This is a genomic window from Paenibacillus sp. VTT E-133291 (assembly GCF_002264395.1).
Classification (GTDB): Bacteria; Bacillota; Bacilli; order Paenibacillales; family Paenibacillaceae; genus Paenibacillus_AQ; species Paenibacillus_AQ nitricinens.
This window is the reverse complement of record NZ_NFVA01000004.1, coordinates 141,017-160,571: the sequence shown is the minus strand read 5'-3', so window position 1 is coordinate 160,571 and position 19,555 is coordinate 141,017. Positions and strand designations below refer to the sequence as shown.

At 43.1% G+C, this 19,555-nt stretch carries 15 protein-coding genes; all 15 read right to left on the bottom strand.

Features of this window, described 5'->3' with window-relative positions:
* Positions 1-31: 31 nt before the first annotated feature.
* Entirely contained in the window at positions 32-2,755 is a 2,724-nt protein-coding gene (locus tag CA598_RS03525) for a CHASE3 domain-containing protein (protein ID WP_179283575.1), read from the bottom strand.
* A gap of 245 nt (positions 2,756-3,000) precedes the next feature.
* Positions 3,001-3,708: a DNA alkylation repair protein gene (locus CA598_RS03520; protein WP_094875420.1), complete on the bottom strand. Its 708-nt coding sequence runs from the start codon at positions 3,706-3,708 to the stop codon at positions 3,001-3,003.
* A gap of 18 nt (positions 3,709-3,726) precedes the next feature.
* Complete coding sequence (locus tag CA598_RS03515; RefSeq protein WP_094875405.1) at positions 3,727-5,301, bottom strand: sensor domain-containing diguanylate cyclase; 1,575 nt, start codon at positions 5,299-5,301, stop codon at positions 3,727-3,729.
* A gap of 92 nt (positions 5,302-5,393) precedes the next feature.
* Complete coding sequence (locus CA598_RS03510; RefSeq protein WP_094868371.1) at positions 5,394-5,915, bottom strand: YcxB family protein; 522 nt, start codon at positions 5,913-5,915, stop codon at positions 5,394-5,396.
* A gap of 132 nt (positions 5,916-6,047) precedes the next feature.
* Positions 6,048-6,296 carry a type B 50S ribosomal protein L31 gene (locus tag CA598_RS03505; protein ID WP_094868372.1) on the bottom strand — a complete coding sequence of 83 codons (249 nt, stop codon included), beginning with the start codon at positions 6,294-6,296 and terminating at the stop codon, positions 6,048-6,050.
* 207 nt (positions 6,297-6,503) lie between these two features.
* A complete protein-coding gene (locus CA598_RS03500) occupies positions 6,504-7,358 on the bottom strand; it encodes a diguanylate cyclase domain-containing protein (protein WP_094868373.1) in 855 nt (284 codons plus the stop codon).
* Entirely contained in the window at positions 7,348-9,444 is a 2,097-nt protein-coding gene (locus tag CA598_RS03495; RefSeq protein WP_094875404.1) for a cellulose biosynthesis cyclic di-GMP-binding regulatory protein BcsB, read from the bottom strand. Before CA598_RS03495 ends, CA598_RS03500 begins: the two co-directional genes overlap by 11 nt.
* A 52-nt stretch (positions 9,445-9,496) precedes the next feature.
* The gene (locus CA598_RS03490) at positions 9,497-10,747 is read right to left on the bottom strand and encodes a glycosyltransferase family 2 protein (protein WP_094875402.1); all 1,251 of its coding nucleotides are present in this window, start codon (positions 10,745-10,747) and stop codon (positions 9,497-9,499) included.
* Positions 10,748-10,775: 28 nt separating this feature from the next.
* A complete protein-coding gene (locus tag CA598_RS03485; protein ID WP_094875401.1) occupies positions 10,776-12,332 on the bottom strand; it encodes a hypothetical protein in 1,557 nt (518 codons plus the stop codon).
* Entirely contained in the window at positions 12,329-13,879 is a 1,551-nt protein-coding gene (gene wsfD, locus CA598_RS03480) for a glycan biosynthesis hexose transferase WsfD (RefSeq protein ID WP_179283574.1), read from the bottom strand. Before wsfD ends, CA598_RS03485 begins: the two co-directional genes overlap by 4 nt.
* A gap of 31 nt (positions 13,880-13,910) precedes the next feature.
* Positions 13,911-15,050, bottom strand: a complete 1,140-nt coding sequence (locus CA598_RS03475) for a glycosyl hydrolase family 8 (protein WP_094875399.1) — start codon at positions 15,048-15,050, stop codon at positions 13,911-13,913.
* A 172-nt stretch (positions 15,051-15,222) separates the two neighbouring features.
* Positions 15,223-17,271 (bottom strand): catalase, encoded by a 2,049-nt coding sequence (locus tag CA598_RS03470; protein WP_094875398.1) that lies wholly within the window; start codon positions 17,269-17,271, stop codon positions 15,223-15,225.
* Positions 17,272-17,409: 138 nt separating this feature from the next.
* On the bottom strand, positions 17,410-18,423 hold the full coding sequence (locus CA598_RS03465; RefSeq protein WP_094875397.1) for a potassium channel family protein: 1,014 nt from the start codon (positions 18,421-18,423) through the stop codon (positions 17,410-17,412).
* A 141-nt stretch (positions 18,424-18,564) separates the two neighbouring features.
* Positions 18,565-18,957, bottom strand: coding sequence for a DUF350 domain-containing protein (locus CA598_RS03460; protein ID WP_042192771.1), 393 nt, complete (start codon positions 18,955-18,957; stop codon positions 18,565-18,567).
* The gene (locus CA598_RS03455; protein ID WP_179283576.1) at positions 18,954-19,547 is read right to left on the bottom strand and encodes a hypothetical protein; all 594 of its coding nucleotides are present in this window, start codon (positions 19,545-19,547) and stop codon (positions 18,954-18,956) included. The genes CA598_RS03460 and CA598_RS03455 overlap by 4 nt, the downstream gene beginning before the upstream one ends.
* Positions 19,548-19,555 lie beyond the last annotated feature (8 nt).

Here is a 19,555-nt window from a genome sequence, read left to right as displayed (position 1 = left end):
CGCTTGTTTGATTTTTCTAGAATCTATCACTCTATGAATCACTAGTTAAGAGCAATTGCATCAAAGCTAATAAACGGTCTAAGTTAATGGGCTTGCTGAGATAATCTGTTGCTCCCGCTTGTAAGATTTTCGCCTTATCTTCCTTCAGCGCTTTCGCAGTCAGCGCAATAATTGGAATTTCCTTCTTTGTTGGTATTTCTCTGATTCGATTGATAGCCTCATAGCCGTTCATTACCGGCATCATGATATCCATAAGAACGATGTCTATGGATGCAGATTGCTCCAGCGCATGTATGCCTCTCTCTCCATCCGCAGCTGTAGTCACTTGCAGTCCACGCTTCCTTAACATGTTAGACAGCGCGAACAGATTCCGCTCATCATCATCCACAATTAGAACATGCTTATGATTTAGCGAGGTGAAATCGCTACTAATATTCTCACTGGTTGCAGCGGCAAGAGCAACCGAACCTTCTTCCTCATGACTAAGATCTACTACTTTCTCAGTGGTTTCTTCAAGACTAGGATTATCCTGAAGCTTCAATGGCAAATACACCGTAAAGACACTACCCATTCCTACCTGACTCTCCACTGTAATTCTACCGCCGAGCAGTATTGCCAGTTCTCTGGATATGGATAACCCAAGCCCAGTTCCACCATATTGACGTTCTGTATTTCCATCCGCCTGTTGAAAAGCTTCGAAAATAATAGACTGCTTCGCATAGGGGATCCCAATTCCAGTATCTTTGATGGCGAAAGCAATAAATAACCCTGTTTCCAAATTGCCTAATTTCACTAACTCGTCTTTAGTCGCTAAGCGTATTTCAAGAATTACTGAGCCTTTAGCTGTAAACTTAAACGCATTGGACAGCAGATTTATAATAATTTGCCGTACCCTTTGAGCATCCGAATAAAATAGTGTAGGCAAGCCCTCCCCGATTTGTATATGGAAAGGAATCTCTTTTTTTCGAGAAAGCCGGTTGAAGCTCTGAAGCATTGCCTCCGGGATCTCCGTTAGATTTATTGCTTCAATTTCAATATTCAGCTTCCCTGCCTCAACCTTGGACAAATCCAAAATATCGTTAATCAGCCTCAGCAGATCTTGTCCAGAAGAATGTATAGCTTGTGAAAATTCAATATCCTCCTCGCTTAAAGCTCCCGACTGATTCTCCATGAGAAATTCGGAGAGTAACAATATGCCGTTAAGCGGGGTTCGGAGTTCATGAGACATATTGGCCAAGAACTCCGATTTATATTGAGAGCTTTGCCGCAATAACTCCGCAGATTGAGCAAGCTCGATTTGAGCTTGTTCAGCCTCAAATGACTTTCGCTCGGCTAAGAGGTTCTTCTCCTCCAACTTTCTATTCGTTGCATGTAGCGACTCTGTCTGGATTTGCAGCTCCTCAGATTGGGTTTGTAATTCTTCGGTATACACCTGAAGTTCTTCATTTAAGCGCTGGGATTGTTCCAGAAGCTGATCAATCCTCATACTGCTGATCGTACTGTTGATTGCAGCGCCGAATGCATCTGAAATAGAATCCAAAAATTCAATCTGCCGCTCCGTAAGAGGAGAGAAGGTCGCAATTTCCACCACAGCAACTACTTCATCTGAAAAAGAAACCGGAAATAATAAAAGAGATTTCGGCGCAGAAACGCCCAGCCCAGACTGAATATTGATATAATTCTCCGGAAGATCCTGTATATGCATCAAGCGCGCCTCTTTAGCGCATTGACCAACCAAACCTTCTCCGATTTGAAATGTCCGATGATCTGTAATGTTGCTGCTTCCACCAAACGTGGAGGTTCTATTTAACAAGTCTTGATCATGTTCTTGTGTCCGTATATATAAGGCACTGTATGGATAATCAATAACTTCTGCCGTTTTACTTAAAAAAATGTCCCCCAGTTGTGAGACAAGTGTGATGCCCTGATACCTTGACAATAAATCGTTAGCATGATCCTGAATCCATATCCGCTCTTGTTGCATATCTATCAGATGATTCGTAGCGACGCTGAGATCCCTGATTTCATCATTCGTGGTAATCTCCACTCTTGTCTTCATATCAACAGAGGAATCTAAGCCAGCAATCGTATGGGTAACCTTGCGAATCGTACTAACGATAGCACGTGAAATGATCCACGAAGCGACCACGGAGGTAATAGCAATAATCGCCCAAGCAATATAAAGGAACTCTAGCAGCAATTTGTTTCGATCTGCCTGTTCAGCTATCAGAGTATTAGTGTTCTCATTCATCGTCTCACGGTAAGTACTGAACTGACTACGAATCTGGTCCATTTGATCCTTGCCATCATCCGAATTGAAATATCGTAAGATTTCCGCTTCCTGTCCCTCTTTTTTCAATTCTATTACATAATCCCCGGATTGCTTGATCCAATGCTGGATACTATTTTCGATGTCCACCAGACGCTGGAGTTGCAAGGAATCATTAGCATTCAGCAAAGAGAGCTTATCATAGCTCGCCTTCCATTGTGCTTTTCCCAAATCATAGGGCTCCAGATATTTGTCATCGCCGGTGATAATATAACCTCGTTGTCCTGTTTCCATATCAAGAATGTTCTTCTCGATCTTGTTAGCCAAACTAGCTATCTCTCGGTCCTGATGGGAAATAAAGCTGGTTTCCCGCTGTAGCGTATTAATTCTATCATGCATGATCATAACAAATCCTAATAGACAGATCACAATCAACACTGTAACGGATAGTATTTTATACTGCAAAGTAAATCGGTGCTTTTTCACAAAGTGCCTCCGTCCTGTCATCTAACTAGCTCTTTGCCTAAATCCTTGTATTAATAGCTCTTTCTCCTGCTCCAATACCCTATCGAGACATCTATGTGAATTTTTACTGCTTGTAAATTAAACACTTTTGGATACCGTTGAAACACTTTTTATTTGCCATAAAAAGCCTCCAAGTTCACTCGCTCCTCAATAGAATATGAGGGGAAATGGAGTGACTACTTGAAGGCGATACTACACTAGCTATATTAACAAATACAAGTCTTCTTCTTCACACCAAGCTTTCCAGCCTGTTCAACCTTAGCAATATAATCTACAGCCAGCGGTACTTTACATGCGGTTTGTCCCATTTGTACCTGGACCTTTCCAATGCTTGCAGCAATCTGCGTTGCCTCATCATGCAGTTCGGTTACGCTGCTGCCGGCAATAATTACAAACATATTCATAGTGTAACGAACTCGATTCTGTTCCTGATGAATGGTAGATTGTATTTGTTGTAGCAGCTCTCTAATCTCAGCAATATCTAGCAGATCATCCGGCGTAACTGAAATGTAATTCCCATAAGTACTCCAGCCACAGGCGGCCACCATTTCATCTGATGAAGAAATCCATTCTCTTGCAAGTTCTAGAGCGTAAGGGCTCTCTGCAGCGACAGACGCTACCGTATATTCCGCCAAAGCATAACAGTAAGCCGCTGACACCCAGTTCTGAAGCTCTTCCTTCGTAAGATGCTTAGGATCAACCGTAATTCCTGCCAGATACATTGCATCATAATTCCCCGTCTGGTACAAAGCCTTAACCAGACTCTGGTCTTTCTTCACGATCTTAACCAGCTTCTTCAGATCGCCTACCTTCACTCCGAATAAAGGCTCCTCAGCACCATGTCGTACGAAGGTGCGTTTCGTCTGCTCTGTACCCATCTCTTCAAGCTTACTCATCACTTCATCAATTGTCAGATTCATTAGAACACCTCTTTATCCCTTCACCGCTTCTCTTAAAATGGGCTCACGACCCAGCGTTACTCTATTCTTGCCCGATTTCTTGGAACGATATAACGCTTCATCCGCTTCCCGATACAAATCCTCGAAAGTCACCTCTCTACGCATTGTAAAAGAAATTCCGATGCTAGCGGTAAGCTGAATGCTATCGTGTTCATTCAAAATTATTTTATAATCACTCATCGTAGTGCGAAAACCCTCTGCTTCCATCAAGGCTGCACGTTTATCCTCAGCAAAAAAGCATACAGCAAACTCCTCGCCCCCGACTCTTCCGGCAATGCCCTTGTTTTGGTACACCTGAAGTATTTTATTCGAGAAATCAACTAATGCCTGATCTCCTGCTAAATGACCATAGGTATCATTAATTAACTTAAAGTCATCGATATCAAATAACAACAGTGCCAGTCCTAGTCCGTCCGGAATCGTTTGATTTTGCACCATTTGCATAAAATGCCTGCGATTATAAAGTCCCGTCAAATCATCTATCGTTGCTTGATAGACCAATTCACGTTCATACCGCTTCTTTTCACTATGATCACTAAAAACAATTAGCATCCCCTTGTTCTCTGTTGCGTGAAGTTCAGTCGCTATCAAGGAAACCCCATAACAAACCTCTCTTATTCCAGTACATACAATCTCAAACTGTCCTTCTGTCCTTTGACTATAATGAGCACCAATGTCCTTGTGAAGCCTCATAAAAAGATCAATATTTTTCCCCATCCAGGTCTCATTCGGTATCCCGGTAATCTCAAATAAAATGGAGGTTGCAGCCTCATTTATACCAATGATTCTATCATTCCGGTCTGTCAAAACTACGCCGTCTTTCATATGCTCCAGGATTTTGATTTTAGTTAAAGGATAGATCGTAGATTTGGAGTCAATGAATAAACACAAATAAGCCGCTATAATTGCGGGTAGATAAGTGAAGGCCGTAAAGCCTGTAAGCGTAATCTTCAACAAGGGAAGTAAAAAAACAGAGATGACCGGAACAAGCAGCCCAGCAAACAGTAAGAAAGCACGTCGTAAAAAAGCTCTCGGTCTATTCATTAAGGAAACAGCTAGCAAGCAGACCGCATAAAGACCAAATAGCTGATCATAAGCAATAAAAGCCATGCTAAGAAGCGTAGGCTTTACAGTAATTCCACTAATACCCGCAACAGTGGCCATGCCCACTTCACTACGCATTAGATGATGATAAGTATCCGTAAAAATAAGCAGTACGTCCAAAGCAATTGGAATCGAGAAAATAGCAAGCTTTACTGGCAGACGCTCCGCGGAAGGAGACACATATTCTTTAACGACAGCATAAGTAAATAACGCACTTAAAAAAAGCGGAGCCTGCTGCATATTCTTCCACCACAGCTTAGCCTGAAAAGAGGATGACAAAATCTCTCCCGCTGTTGCAATAAATATGAGGCTGACCAGCAGCATTAAGATCCATAAATAGCGTCTTCCTGCCGACTTTCGATGTCGATAGGAGCTGATGCCCATGTAAAAGCTTAGAACACTACCCATTAATAAGTAATACGGATATCCTTGAATCCACGGCATGCCATATTTCTCCTATTTTTCAAGTCGCTCCTATCATTATATCCTAATCAATCCTACAAATGAATCAACAAATACCAGTACATCTGTACACCTTACGATTTGAACTTCACTCGATGGGAGAACATATATTTTCTGGCTAAGTCCTTAAACGCTGTTTTATCTTGTACCGACTGAAAGTAACGTTTAGGGATAATCAGTGCTCTATTGGAAGACACAAAAAAAACGAACAAGTTCATTGTTTCACCTATTTTATGTATCTCTTCCCATTTCACTTGCCCGGAACCTGCCTCGGATACGTATTTTATGCCCTCATCTGATATGGAATAACTCTGAGGCTGCTGAGCCAGGCTGTCTGTAGCGAAGGCTTTTTTAGATTTTTTGGTCAAGCTTGATTTGGTCATATACCATAAAACAGCGGCAAGAATCACAGCAGTCCCAGCAAGGATTGAAATACTTGTAGTACTGTAATCCTTAGTAATTAACAGTAAAATCACAAAATAAGCAACCACACTGAAAGAGTTAAGTATAATTCGGCTATTTAAGCTAAACCATAGGTTAAACTCCAGAACGTCCTCGCTCTTCAGGACGGTATCTACTTTTATTTCATTTTCCACTACTGATCGCTCCCCTGCCACTATCGAAATTTATCAATGCCATTTCATTTTAACATGCCTGAACACAAAAAAGGGACATCCCTGAAGCGATCGCTTCTAAATGGGTTGTCCCTTTTTAAACCGTATGAATGCTTATTTCTTTTGTGCAAGACGTTGTTTGAACTTGTCAACACGGCCGCCTTGTTCTGTATCTCTTTGTTTACCAGTGTAAAATGGGTGGGATGCGGAACTTGCGTCCACGCGGATAACAGGATAAGTGTTACCATCTTCCCATTCCATTGTTTCATTGGATGATTTTGTAGATGCACTCAAGAATTTGAAGCCTACGCTTGCATCCATGAAAATAACCTTGTTGAACTTTGGATGTATGCCTTCTCTCATTCTGATCGTCCTCCTTCTGAACAAATTAGTGGAGCCTTTATGGTAAATTAACCAAATGATCTGTAGGTTTATCTATAAGTATAACCTAATAAACGTAGGAAAATTCGTAAATCTTACGATTTAGACCACCACTCCATCATACGTGAAATCGACATGTAAAGTCAACTAATATCCGATATTCCTTATATTCCCTTACGTTCAACTGACTTATACATCATACTCTAATTGTTTTTTAGCCTGAACAATAAAATCTAACGGGTTCTCAATAGTGCTGGCTTGATATTCTACAGCACCTATTTTGAGACCAAGGCTGACTTTATACTTTTTGACAAATTCAGTGTCATTAAGCTCTTGAAGCTTCAATTTAATCCGCTCAATTACAATTTTTGCTCCATCGCTGTCGGTGAACAGCAGAAGGCCCCATGTTGCGTCATCTTTGTCCAGTAAATACAATGCATCATTGGTACGAATGCTGGCCTGACTGAGCTGAGATACGTCATGAATGGCCTCAGCCAGCTTATCTTCGGGAATAATACGTCTAATCTCATTCCAGTATTTCACTTTCACTACAAGCAGTGTGAGCGGAATCTGATATCGAGTCGAAATGCCTGTAAATAAGGCAGCATCCTTCTGAAAAGAAATACTGTTACGCAGATCTGTGTTCTCGTCGATGATGGCCATATTGGCAGTCTTTTTCTCCAAACGCTGATTCTCAGCCTGCAGCTCACGATTACTTAGTGTAAATATCCACAGTACCACTGTTAACAATGGGGTCATAATTAGCCAGAAGTAAGTATTCAGTCCAATTGTCTCTCCCAAAGATATCGTCTGATACATCGTGTAGAAGCCGTAAGTAAATATAAACACCAGGTTCAAGACCAGCCCTGCAGTTACCGTTGTAAAGTAGGTAACAATCGCCAGAATAAAGGCCACATTTAAAATGATAATATTCTGGATATAATCATCGGGTGCCCCTGAAATGAAGACAATACAAATAAAAAGAAGCACCAGGAACGATAAGAGAGCGATATCTGAAACTAACCCGCTGCGATTACGTCTCACGCTTATCACCACGTTTCTTCATATGTTTACGAAGCAGCAGGATCAGCGATAGAATCACCAGTGCCAGAACCAGCATAATTACGATTATGAAACTCAGCACGTCCGTTCGTTCCGTTATTTTTTTGACCACGGAATCCTCTGCTGCTCCAGTAATGATCTTGAAACGGTGCGCATTGACATTACCGTCCTTATCAACGATTACCCCATCGCCAAACACCTTCCATTTGTCCCGCTCTGTTGCAATCAACTTCGACGCCAAATAGTACTCTTCAGAGCCCACTCCCGTAACAGCAAGCAGCCCCCGTCCCGCCTCAAATGGCGATTCAATCAGCTGCAGTGTACCGATTTGAGCACCGTAATGATCTTCAATACTCATCTTCTCATTGGAGCGAATCGCTGTTCCGTTCCCGTTATATTGAAAATAGAGCTTATCATTATGATCACGGATGATCTTATTATTCTTATACGTGCCTATGGCGATAACATTATTATTCTTCAAATGATCCGCGCTAATGTTATCCGTGTAGAACTGAATGTTGCCTATATTTCCGCTAGCGTATTTTCCCAGAAGATTAAATACATTAGCTAAACTCAAATATGCGTAATCATCCATTTCTTGCGGCAGCACAACTGCTACTTGATTGTAAAGCCCGTCGCGTATGAACGGATACGGATAGTTATTAAACAAAAGATCCGTACGATCCTTAGTATTAAGACGCATCACAGAATCTTTACTGATATACGCCCACGGCATTTGTTCCTTATCTAAAGTACATTCGGCTCCCTTCAGCTCCAAATCAAAGGCTACAGTTACCGTGAAATTACCAGAGATATTCAAGCTTTGGGGAACTGGAAGATCCAGCTTATCGCCATTCGCCAGCTCTTTGGTCAGCTTCTTGCTGCCAATGGGTGTGTTGTTGATGCTGACAGTCACTAATGAACGGTCGAAATCTAAATTCTGTGCATAACGGAAATCCAATCTGATTCTGCCTGAATCTGCAACCGAGCGGTTAGAGGGCAGTGAAACAAAGTATGTCTGCTCCTGATGACGTGCCCCAGTGAGTTTATCACCCGTTTCTGTAAACGTAATATTGGAGCTAATCGAAAGGGGGGGTGCAGATACTTCTGTAGCATCATCGACCACCTTTAAATCACTGCTGATTTGACCCAATAACTCTTCATTCGCAACAAAACGGCCTGCTTTAATCAGTAAGTTCTCATCCTTCGAGGTTACGACAAGTGTGGGCTGAGTATCCTTATTCACTAGCTGCAGCAATGCGTGTGTACTTAGATCTTCAGCGGTGCTTAGCTGAGCCTTAAGCTTACTTGGTACTCGATCATACATAGCTACCAGTACAACCGCAGCCTTATTCTTCACCGCGTCTGACCGGTAGGGAAGCATTGGAATCGTTCTATTGTCCAATGTATTCCCCTTCACAAGCCCGGAGAGCGCATAAGTAGCCGACTCCAATTCTGCCCCTGTGCTTTTATCCGGTACGGTCAGAACACTATGATTCTTCGTTAAAGTATCAACGCCAGAGAAGCGCTCGCTAAAGTCACTAATCCCCCCAGTCAAAGGCTTCGGCGTATACATCACATTAATACTGGATGTATTAAACAGATGCAGCCAATTATCAAAATCATAATCGACAGAACAAGATTGTTCATCTGTATAGTTTGACTGCAAATACCCCTGAATCCCAAGCGTATTGGTTCCTTTTTTTAGAAACCCTTTAGGTGCCTGAAGGACCAGCTGTTGTTCCCCATTATCTTTTAGAGAAGGTCTAAATGTGTAGAATGGGCTGCCATTTAGCGTTAAGGTAACGCTAGACATCTGCTCCTTGGTAATTTGCGAAATTTGAAAGTGCAGGTTAATTCTGATCTCATTCACATTCCAATAATCCATGACCTCAAAATATTGCTGCTGGGCACTTGAACCCTTTAACGCAGTATCTGTTCCTGTGAAAGAGGTTGTGTAGGTTAATCTAGTATCCTGAGACGGAGCCTCGGCGGCTGCAACATTCAATTGAATTAGAAAAAGAGAGAGGCAGGTTAACAGTATAACCATTTGTTTTTTCATCATCATGTTCTGTTTCTCCTGTGATCACATATTTCTCATAGTACTTCTTTGTTCGTTATTAATAGCGTTCAGTCTTATACCACTTTGCTTCTCTTTTGAAGATGAGATCTTTGGCGTAAAGATATAATCCGTAAGCCGCGACAACCATCCACAGCTGACAATAAGAGACGTACATCAACATTACGATCCATAAATTGGACAAGCTCATCTCGCCCTTCTCTGTCGTCAGCGTTATGAAAGTACCTACAACGAACAGAATGATGGCGAGCAGCCAGAGAAAATTGCTAAGCCCAGCAATAGTAGTATGTACATAGCCCAAAGCATGCAGGATGAGCAGCACATCCGAGGTGATTAATGACATCAGCAATAAGAAATAAATAGCTAAAAAATAAAGAATATCGAACCGGACTTTTGCGGCGGATTTATCGAACAGCAGGGGGATATTTTTGACAATGACATAAATGTTGCCCTTAGCCCAGCGCGTTCGCTGCTTGAACCAGACTTTTAAGGTCTGTGGCTCTTGCTCCCATGTGACCGATTTCGGCTGGAACTTGATCCGATAACCCATCATATATATTCTGAAGCTGATTTCTGTATCTTCGGCTATCGCTTTAACATCCCAGCCACCGATACTTTCTACGATAGACCTGCGCATAATAAAATTAGTGCCGGGAATGGTGCATAACTTGAACAGCTTCCAGCGTCCCGCTTGTGCCATCCATTGAAAGGACAACGTCTCAATATTAATAAACCGGGTAAGCAGGCTTGCGTTACGGTTACGGGTTCTAAACTTACCGATTACTGCACCTAGGCTAGAATCATTCATGATCTCAGCGACCAGATAACGTAAAGCCGTTTTTTCAGGCGTGTTGTCTGCATCATAAATCGCAATGAACTGCCCTTTGCAATGGGTGAAGCCTATATTCAGCGCATTCGATTTCCCTTTGCCACCAGTAATCGCATCCGTATTAATGACGATCAGCTGACGCCCCGGATTTCGGTTTTGGATACCGGCCAGCAGTTCAGCACTGTTATCAGAGGAATTATCATTAATCACAATAATCTCATATCGATCTTCCGGATAATCAAGCGCTAGCAGAGACTCCACCGTCTTACAGATTACTACCCCCTCATTGTGAGCAGGAACCATAATTGAAACCAAAGGATATTCGCCCTCTATCTCTGGTATGTCCTCATTTTCAGATTTAATGTAATATAAATAGCCTGCGATAATGAGGGTTACATTCACCAGCAATAAAGACCAGATACAGATCACTGCAATTACCATCAGTATGTCTGAAATCGTCATAGGATCCTCCAAATCACGATTAGTTGTCTCATTTCAAATACTTTTTCCTATACATTCGGTATCCGATGATCATTAATCCGCCAAATAGCAACAGAGAAATCATTATCGCAACTATAAAGAACTGATTCTGTATATTAAAAAGCGTCGTAAAGCTCTTCTTCTGCTCTTCTGTATACCGATAATCGCTATTCACTGTTTCTGGCGTATAATTCAGACTCAGGGGTTGTCCATTGATAGAAATCACTCCTTCTGATGAAGTGATCGTATTGACGTCTGTAACAACCTCATGCCTTTCTTGTTTATAATCTGCAAAAGAAACCCAGTATTGTTCCAACGTCTTCAGCAGTGCCTCAAGTTCTTCCTTATCCTTAGGCATATCCACAGTGATTACCGTGTCCATCGGCAGTTCTGGCATCACATTATTGGATGTTTGCAAATCCTGCAAAAAATTAATCGGCACACTATATAAAGAGGATGGAAAGGACTTGGAGGTGTCGCTCTGCTCCATATAATCAACATTTTCATCCGGATACAGGATCACAGAATCGAAAAACCCCATCCCCGCCTCCGAGTATTCCTTGTCATACGCCCAGTGCATTTGTGCTCCGATTCCAAGCGGCCCAATCTTGTTGTGCACCAGCAGATTAATGAACGCGTCCATCTTCGCCTGAAGTGAATGATCCTTATTACTAGTACTCGTTGAATGCATCGCAATAGGGGCATTGACCAGAATGCTGCCATTATTCGATTGCACTCTTTTGATGGCTATCAGATAACGCTGCATGGCCGGATAATCGGTATTGCTGAACACTGGCCGCACACTTGCGAGAAAAGGAACCCCCATTTGATACAGCCGCTCCGCAGTCTCTGTCAGCAATCCCAGATCAGAGAAGGGATAGATCTCTTTGATCGCAAGATACACTTTAGGCGTTGCGTTGATATGAAGCCAATCCTTCAAAACATACCCCATCGCTAGTGCACTGACATTGCCTTGTTCAAAATACGGAACATAAGCAGCACCCTCTTTACTCACTGCATAAGGTGCTTGCAGGCTATCATCCTGGAAGGTCAGCTTTCCAAGGGACTGGGTTCCCTGACTTCCGGCTATATAGAGCATATCCTGTACCTGAACTGAAATTCCCGAGAACTGTCCGATCTGGATAGATGGATTCGCGTCATACATGACATCTGTGGTTAACTGTAGTTTCTTTTTCAGCGAGGCTGGAGGGCTGTACCCGATGTGCAAATACTGTCCCTGATAATGCTCCCAATCCTCATCATAGATTGGATTAGTCATCACAATGTCCGCTGCATTACGGACCATAATCACCTTGGAGTAATGCCCCAGCATCCCTTGCTCATATTGATCCAGACTTCTAAGTGTGACCTTCATGGAATAGGCCGCCAGCAGTCGCTGGAGTTCAATCACATTGCCTTCCTTCGTTGTCCCCTTAGCGAGGCTGTCATAAAGTAGTAGAACCTGCTGTGGAGAAGCAGCAGATTGGACAGGTGTGACGGGAATCAGAAGGGCCGTTAGGGTCAACGTCAGTAGCAATATACCGTTTAATACTCCTCTGATACTCACACACTCACATCCTTTTGAGGCTTTGTATACGGGCTAGAAGGGGTACTTTTTCTAACCTGCTTAACCTGATTACTGTTTTTAGAAACTCTACGCCCAATCACACTGGATAGGGTCAGAAAAGTGACCAAGTCAAAGGATAATGTAAATAAGAACTCATGCTTGGAAATATCGGCATCGCCTGCCCCGATAATCGATACAAAAATACCCGAAAGCCCAATGCCAATCGAAGCGACAATCAATACCATTCGCTGCATACCTCTGAAATCACGGGACTTGATCGCTTTTACAAAGGAAGGCATGTAGAGACCGATGACAAGCACCATCCAGAGAAAGATGAACCCGAATGTTCGCGGGGCCAGCGTTTGTTTCAGTTGGCTGTATCCGGTGAAAAAGTGACTCTGTGCTCGAAACTCCTTACCAACGGAATACTCAAAATTCCCCATAGCCGCAGGCTTAATCGAGAATGCACTTTGAGCAGCTACATTAAGAATCGAATTAAGCTGGTCTGGGTTCGTTAAATAATATTTAAGGATGGATACAAATCCATAACGACTGTAGAAATTCTCCTCGAGAAGTGGTGAATTCACGTCTATAGTCACGTACTTCTCATAGTGAATGCTGTTCTTCAGAATGGCGAATTGCTCATCCATCCCTAACGCTTTTAAAGCTGCTTCTGGATCAGGCGATTCCTTCAGCACCCCTCGGGTCATGGCATGAAACTGGTTAATGTTTACGAACTCGTTTGAGATATTCAAATACGTAAACACACCTGCGAACAGCATTAGAGCAAGAGACGCCATTGTCAGGATCCGAAATATCCTGTCTCTACGAATCCAAAGCAGTGAACATGCCAGAACAGCAATGATCATCCCCACTGGCGCATTCTGCTGCTTAGAAGTAGTCAGGATCAGCGTGCTAATTACGAATATGGCCAGCATCGCGTAGTCATTGAATCTTTTTCGATATAACATCAGCCATGAAGCGAACATGAAGATCGTCGTAATCATCACAACGCTCTCGCCGTAAAAGGAGTTAAAATAAGCCGTATACCCGGTATCTCCGAATATAAAAACGGCAACACCTGCAATGATGAATCCCTGTGTTCGGGACATCTTCCATGTAATAGCCTCTATTAATAAGTAAATTGCGATTACATATAGAATCGTATAAATTGCCGCTTGAAAGCGGATGTCGAATACCTCACTACTGAAGAACAACTTGTTAAGTCCTATAGCCAGCTTGATAAATAAGGACTGAGAGGAAAATAACATTGCACCATTCTCATTAAAATATTGAAAGATCCCATATTGCTTCACAAAATAACCAAAGTACTGACTATCATAATCCGGCAGATTGAAATAGAGTCCATTACTATAAATGCTACGGAAAAAGTCACCGTTATCCGCCACTCCGACATACGGAGCTGTGAACAGCGCGATGATGGTAATAAGCAGCACTCCAAATGCAGCAAGAAATGCAGGAGAAACCGATAAATTAGCAAGAGTTAACTCCTGCCTTAGAGGTGTTTTTACCGTGTTGTCCATCATGCAGGTTCACCTTCAATACATTAAGTTTAAGTTAATAGACATAGGCCAGTAATGCCATCAGGTTGTCAAAAGAATAAGCTTGGCCGCTAGCCACATCACCGAATCCTCCGTACAGTGGGCTATCCACATCTGTTACTCTGAACTCGTTCATTCTTTCAATGCTTTTGTGGTGGAGAGATTCATCGCCGATTTCTGCGCCGATCATAGCCGTAATGGCATAAATGGCTGTGGACCGGATATCGCTCAGTGGCTTACCTTCTCTCGAATATTGCCCATACAACGTTCCAGCTTCGACCTGCCTTTTGATAAAATCAATGCTGGTGGCTTTCTGCTGGCCCACCTCAGCTAAGGCTAGAATGGATAAAAGCGACTCTACTGTATTGATGTTTTCCGAACTATATTTTCCGGTCTCATAATTAAACCGTGTCTCATAAAAGGGGAATTCATCCGATAAATATCCGTTTTCCAATATTACGTTCATATCATTCGTCAGTTTCTTACTAAATTGGCTAGGAATCGACAATTTTCGCAAAGTGCCCAAATTAATATAACACAAAGTGACGAATGTGTTTGTTGAAGAATATTCCATATCGTAGAAATCATAAAGTTTTCCGTCTTTTACATTATAATCATAAAATCTTTGGCCATATTTATCCGCTTCAGCTGTATAGCGTTTATCGCCGAACTTCTCCCCTGCCTCATAAAGAGCTTGAATCATGCGCAAATCATCAACGGCAGCATTCAAGGGGTATAGCTTCTGCTGTTTAGGACTATAACGGTAGCTGAAACCGCTCTTGATATCAAAGGTTTGCTTGGCTAGTTGCCATTGTTCTGCAAATCTCTCTTGTTGGCCGCTACGCACAGCTGCCAGCATCCGGAGAGATGCCGATTCACTCAGAACTTCGTATCCACTCGCCGCTTCCGCCGACTGATCTGTTTCAATATGATTAGTATATAAACCGTGCTCACCTGTGAGTTTCGAGGTAATAAACTGCTCTAAGTCAGTTACTTCCTGCGTCTGGGTTACCTTGGTATCATTTTCTGAATCTACTGGTGCTGGAGAATTAGTATGAGCACTATTGGACGGATTCGGTGCTGCCGTTTTTTCGCATGCCGTTAACCCTATAATGCCTGCAAATATCGCTAGTGCAGCAATGATTATTTTCCTCAAGTGATCACCTCCTTTTAATATTCTCCTATTCTGTTTACTGCCTAGTATTATCTATAACGGTAATATACAACAAAATGTTAAATCAACTGTGAGCGTTATGTATCTATTCTTGGACAAAAAAGAGATATCCTTACGCCTTTGGCGAACGGGATATCCCCTCTGTATCAGTTATTTATTCAATCATACGTTCCCAAAAACGATGGGCAGTAATTGCCGCGACAAGGCTGGCAGCAAACACCTCTCCGCCATCTCCAATGATTACACCCGGACTGCTTCTATGCTCGGCCGTTTCAAGTAGTTTAGCATTCTCAGTAGTCACTGCGATGGGCTTAAAGTGAGAATAGGCTTGGTTCAGGAATTGCGCCGTATCCTTATGGAATTTCTTACGTTCCGAATTTCCACCAGCTGCATAAATCGCATCAAAGAGGACCGAATCTGTCGTGGATAAGGTATGAATGACTTCAAGCTCTGTCCCCTTTGAGCCTTTAATAAATCCAAGCTTATCGCTAATTATTTCCGGCTGGATCCCGGCTCTCATAAGCGTATCCAGGACAGGCATCACCAAGACTTCATCAAATTCGTCGCCTATAATCACCCCTATTTTACGTGTGTTTGGGTGCTTCTTCGTATTTACCTGACTTAGTGCCGGGGAGGCTTGAGTCACCTCGGAACCGCCTGTTATCGGAGGCTTCGCCCCAATAGCCTTTGCTACAGGCACAGCAAGCTCTAACGTAACGTTCCCCAGCATATCTACAACCTGCTGCCGGACTGACTTACTCTTTACCTTCCCGAGCTCGAATGAATAGGCTTCAATAATATGCGTTTTTTCTGGAGTACTCATGCTGTTCCAGAACAGCTTGGCTTGTGAAAAATGGTCTTCAAAGCTTTTGCTCCGGCTACGCACCTTACGACCTTCCACCTTCTCCTGATAATGTACATAACCACCTTCAGCCTCTGTTGCAGGTGCGGGCGTATTGTTAGCAAGCGAATTATTATGATAGCTCACTGAACCCTGATTAATCGTCTGCCGTCCATACCCGTCACGCTGGTTGTTATGGAAAGGACATACCGGTCTATTGATCGGCAACTCATGGAAGTTCGGGCCGCCAAGCCGAATTAGCTGAGTATCCGTATAAGAGAACAATCTGCCCTGAAGCAGTGGATCATTGGTGAAATCGATGCCTGGAACCACATGTCCAGGGTGGAAAGCTACCTGCTCCGTTTCGGCGAAAACATTATCCACGTTGCGGTTCAAGGTCATTTTCCCAACAATCTGTACAGGTACATCTTCCTCTGGCCATAGCTTTGTAGGATCCAGCACGTCAAATTCAAACTTAAATTCATCTTCTTCACTTAGAAGCTGAATGCCCAGCTCATATTCCGGAAAGTTGCCGGCTTCAATCGATTCCCATAAATCACGGCGATGAAAGTCAGGGTCCGCACCCGATATTTTCTGAGCTTCGTCCCACACCAAAGAGTGTACACCGAGCACCGGTTTCCAGTGGAATTTAACAAAATGGGCTTTTCCTTGCTCATTAATCAACCTGAAAGTATGCACCCCAAACCCTTCCATCATTCTGAAGCTACGTGGAATAGCACGGTCCGACATCAGCCACATTGCCATATGGGCCGATTCTTGGTTATTGGCTATGAAATCCCAAAAGGTATCGTGAGCCGATGCGGCCTGAGGCATTTCATTGTGCGGCTCAGGCTTAAGCGCATGTACTAAATCTGGGAACTTGATCGCATCCTGGATAAAAAAGACGGGCATATTATTTCCGACTAGATCGTAATTCCCTTCCTCAGTATAAAATTTGGTAGAGAATCCGCGGGCATCCCGCACTGTCTCAGCTGATCCCCGTGATCCGGCTACCGTCGAGAACCGGACAAACACCGGTGTCTTCACGGAGGGATCTTGAAGGAATTTCGCCTTCGTATATTCTTTCAGTGATTTATATAATTCAAACTCACCATGAGCAGCAAATCCACGTGCATGCACGATTCGCTCAGGGATTCGTTCATGATCGAAATGCGTCATTTTTTCCCGGAAATGAAAGTCTTCCAATAAGGTTGGGCCCCGATCACCCGCTTTTAAGGAGAACTCGTCCTCTGATACTTTTAAACCCTGGTTCGTTGTTAAGGTGTGACCTTCATCCTTACTGCGAAACTGTTCCAATTGCTCATTCTTGCTGTTTCCGTTCACTTTTTGATGTTCACTCATTAACAATGGCTCCTTCCAAAGGTAAAGTAGATATTATCATGTATCTCTTACCCTTAAGGAAAGATTGGCAAACAAAAAAAGACAGAATTCCGCGAAGCCTCAGCTCCCGAAAATCCGCCTATTCCATCTAATTCTGACCTAACCCTTAATCCTACGATACGTCGCTTCATCGGAAACAACATACAATCTAGCATCCTTAGGAATAACCTGATCCAGCTTTCGATTGATACTTAGATCGCTACGATCCGCCAATAAGGTTGCACCTTGCAGAAGCAGGTTCTGAAACGCGTCCCCATAAGTCTTCCACGTAGTATTCACTGGAATCTCATAAATATCATCACCATATTTACGGCTCAGCAGCTGCGTTATCACCTCAGAGTTGCCCTCTTGCAGTGCAGAACGAACAGCCAGTCTGGAGATGGCATCATGCGAAAGAACGAACTCGTTTACCTGAACATGCCTGAAATTCTGTATATTCTTCTCTTGCATTATTTCTACAGTCGTATGTACTTGTGACGCAATGCGCTCAATGCTAGAGGCTATTAATAAAGATTTGCCGTCGATCAGCGATGCTTCATCAATCCTTGTATCCCCGAACACAATGGCCGCTCTTGCTTCATGGATGTTAGCCTTAAGCAGAATGTCATCACTGGAGGCATCACCACTTATAAAGTGGACTTGCTCCATATGCTCCAAGGGATGCGCGCCTACCTCATCAATGATAACAATATGGCATTTCGGCGAATAGCATAGAATCTCCTCTACGGCAGCTTGTGCTTTCTTACTCCAATTAATTAGAATCACATGATCCTTTCCCCGAAAGCTCAACGTTCCCGCTCCTCTCCTTCTCTGCACCTCCGCAATGGAGTCAATGACCTTACCAATAACCAAGCTGAGGAGACCGATACCAAAGATATATAGAAACATGGTAAACAGCTTTCCAACTACGGTCTCTGCAAAATAATCCCCATACCCTACAGTCGCCATCGTTGTCATGACCCAATAAAATGCATTAAACCAACTATGAAACGTACCCGGTTCGATCAGGTAAGCAATCGACGCACTAAGAATTATAAAGATCAGAATGATTAACCCTATCGTCCGTTTACGTAACCGCATCATCTTGGTGGAAATTCTCAGAAACAGATGCATCTGCCACCCCTTCTTCACATCAAGCTAACACGCCTTCGGCGTCCTTCAAGGACTTAAGCAAGCGTTTATGCGAGAAATATAGGCTGCCTCTCGACGGATGGATCGGGGCAACCTATGTCATTATCCCTTTTCAAGTTGAAACTAAACAATCAAACTGCTAATCGCAAATGCAGTCCCAATAAATACCAAGCAAAGCATAGTGCCTACAGCCACATTCCCTTTCTCCAGATGCTCTGAAATCTTAAAGGTTGGGGTTGCCAATTCAAAGATCCAATAAGCCGCTATCAAGCACACATAACCTACCGCAAACCAAATGATCATGTGCAGAATGGAGGTATTCGTATACGCCGCTACACCAATAATAATGGCTGTTGCCAGAAACTTGCCGCCTAAAGCCAAAGCTACAGCCACATTGCCTTTCTTCAGCTCCTCCATATCTTTAAACGGAGTCATCAAACCAAAGATCACCATGCCTAACACTTGCAAAAGAATAATCACAAACACACTCACTACCAAATTAACCACCATCGTCACTTCGCCCACCCCCGAAATTTCGCATACGCCGAATCATAATCGGCAAAATCATGTACTTCCTCAAGGACTACGGAAGCGGTCTTCTTTTTCTCTAATGCAGTATAGCGTTCATCATCAATCGGCTGCTTAATCCGATTACCTGAAGGGAGCTCAAGCACCGCAAAGTTTCTTGTCTTATCCTTATACTTAGTCTTGTATACTCCTACAAGATCAACATCAGTGGTTACCGATACTTTAAGATTAGTAAGATCCTCTGCTGCCGTTTTTTCATCTGCATAAGACTTAATCGTGCTCCATGAAGACAGGCGAACTTCATTCTTCTGATCAGCATCCGTGATTAACTCGGCGTCCATGAACTGAAGTGTCCAAATTTTATCGCCAGTAGCATAATTCCCATCATTCGGGAGCAGTTCATTATCCGGCAAAACCGTCATGTCACTCCCAATTAAATCCCCTACGGTACTCTCTACCACCCGATAGTCCCACGGTACCCGTGCTACACTATCTGAGGTTCCAGCTGTTCCTGAATCAAATACACTGCCCTGATTACTGGAACATGCGCTTAGTAACAGTACCGTCAAAAGCATCATACAGAAGA

Bases quoted from the DNA above. Each gene is read 5' to 3' on its own strand.
- CA598_RS03515 (WP_094875405.1), bottom strand. From the start codon at position 5,301: ATGCCGTGGATTCAAGGATATCCGTATTACTTATTAATGGGTAGTGTT.
- CA598_RS03465 (WP_094875397.1), bottom strand. From the start codon at position 18,423: ATGCATCTGTTTCTGAGAATTTCCACCAAGATGATGCGGTTACGTAAA.
- CA598_RS03490 (WP_094875402.1), bottom strand. From the start codon at position 10,747: ATGACGATTTCAGACATACTGATGGTAATTGCAGTGATCTGTATCTGG.
- CA598_RS03505 (WP_094868372.1), bottom strand. From the start codon at position 6,296: ATGAGAGAAGGCATACATCCAAAGTTCAACAAGGTTATTTTCATGGAT.
- CA598_RS03495 (WP_094875404.1), bottom strand. From the start codon at position 9,444: ATGATGATGAAAAAACAAATGGTTATACTGTTAACCTGCCTCTCTCTT.
- CA598_RS03470 (WP_094875398.1), bottom strand. From the start codon at position 17,271: ATGAGTGAACATCAAAAAGTGAACGGAAACAGCAAGAATGAGCAATTG.
- wsfD (WP_179283574.1), bottom strand. From the start codon at position 13,879: ATGATGGACAACACGGTAAAAACACCTCTAAGGCAGGAGTTAACTCTT.
- CA598_RS03455 (WP_179283576.1), bottom strand. From the start codon at position 19,547: ATGATGCTTTTGACGGTACTGTTACTAAGCGCATGTTCCAGTAATCAG.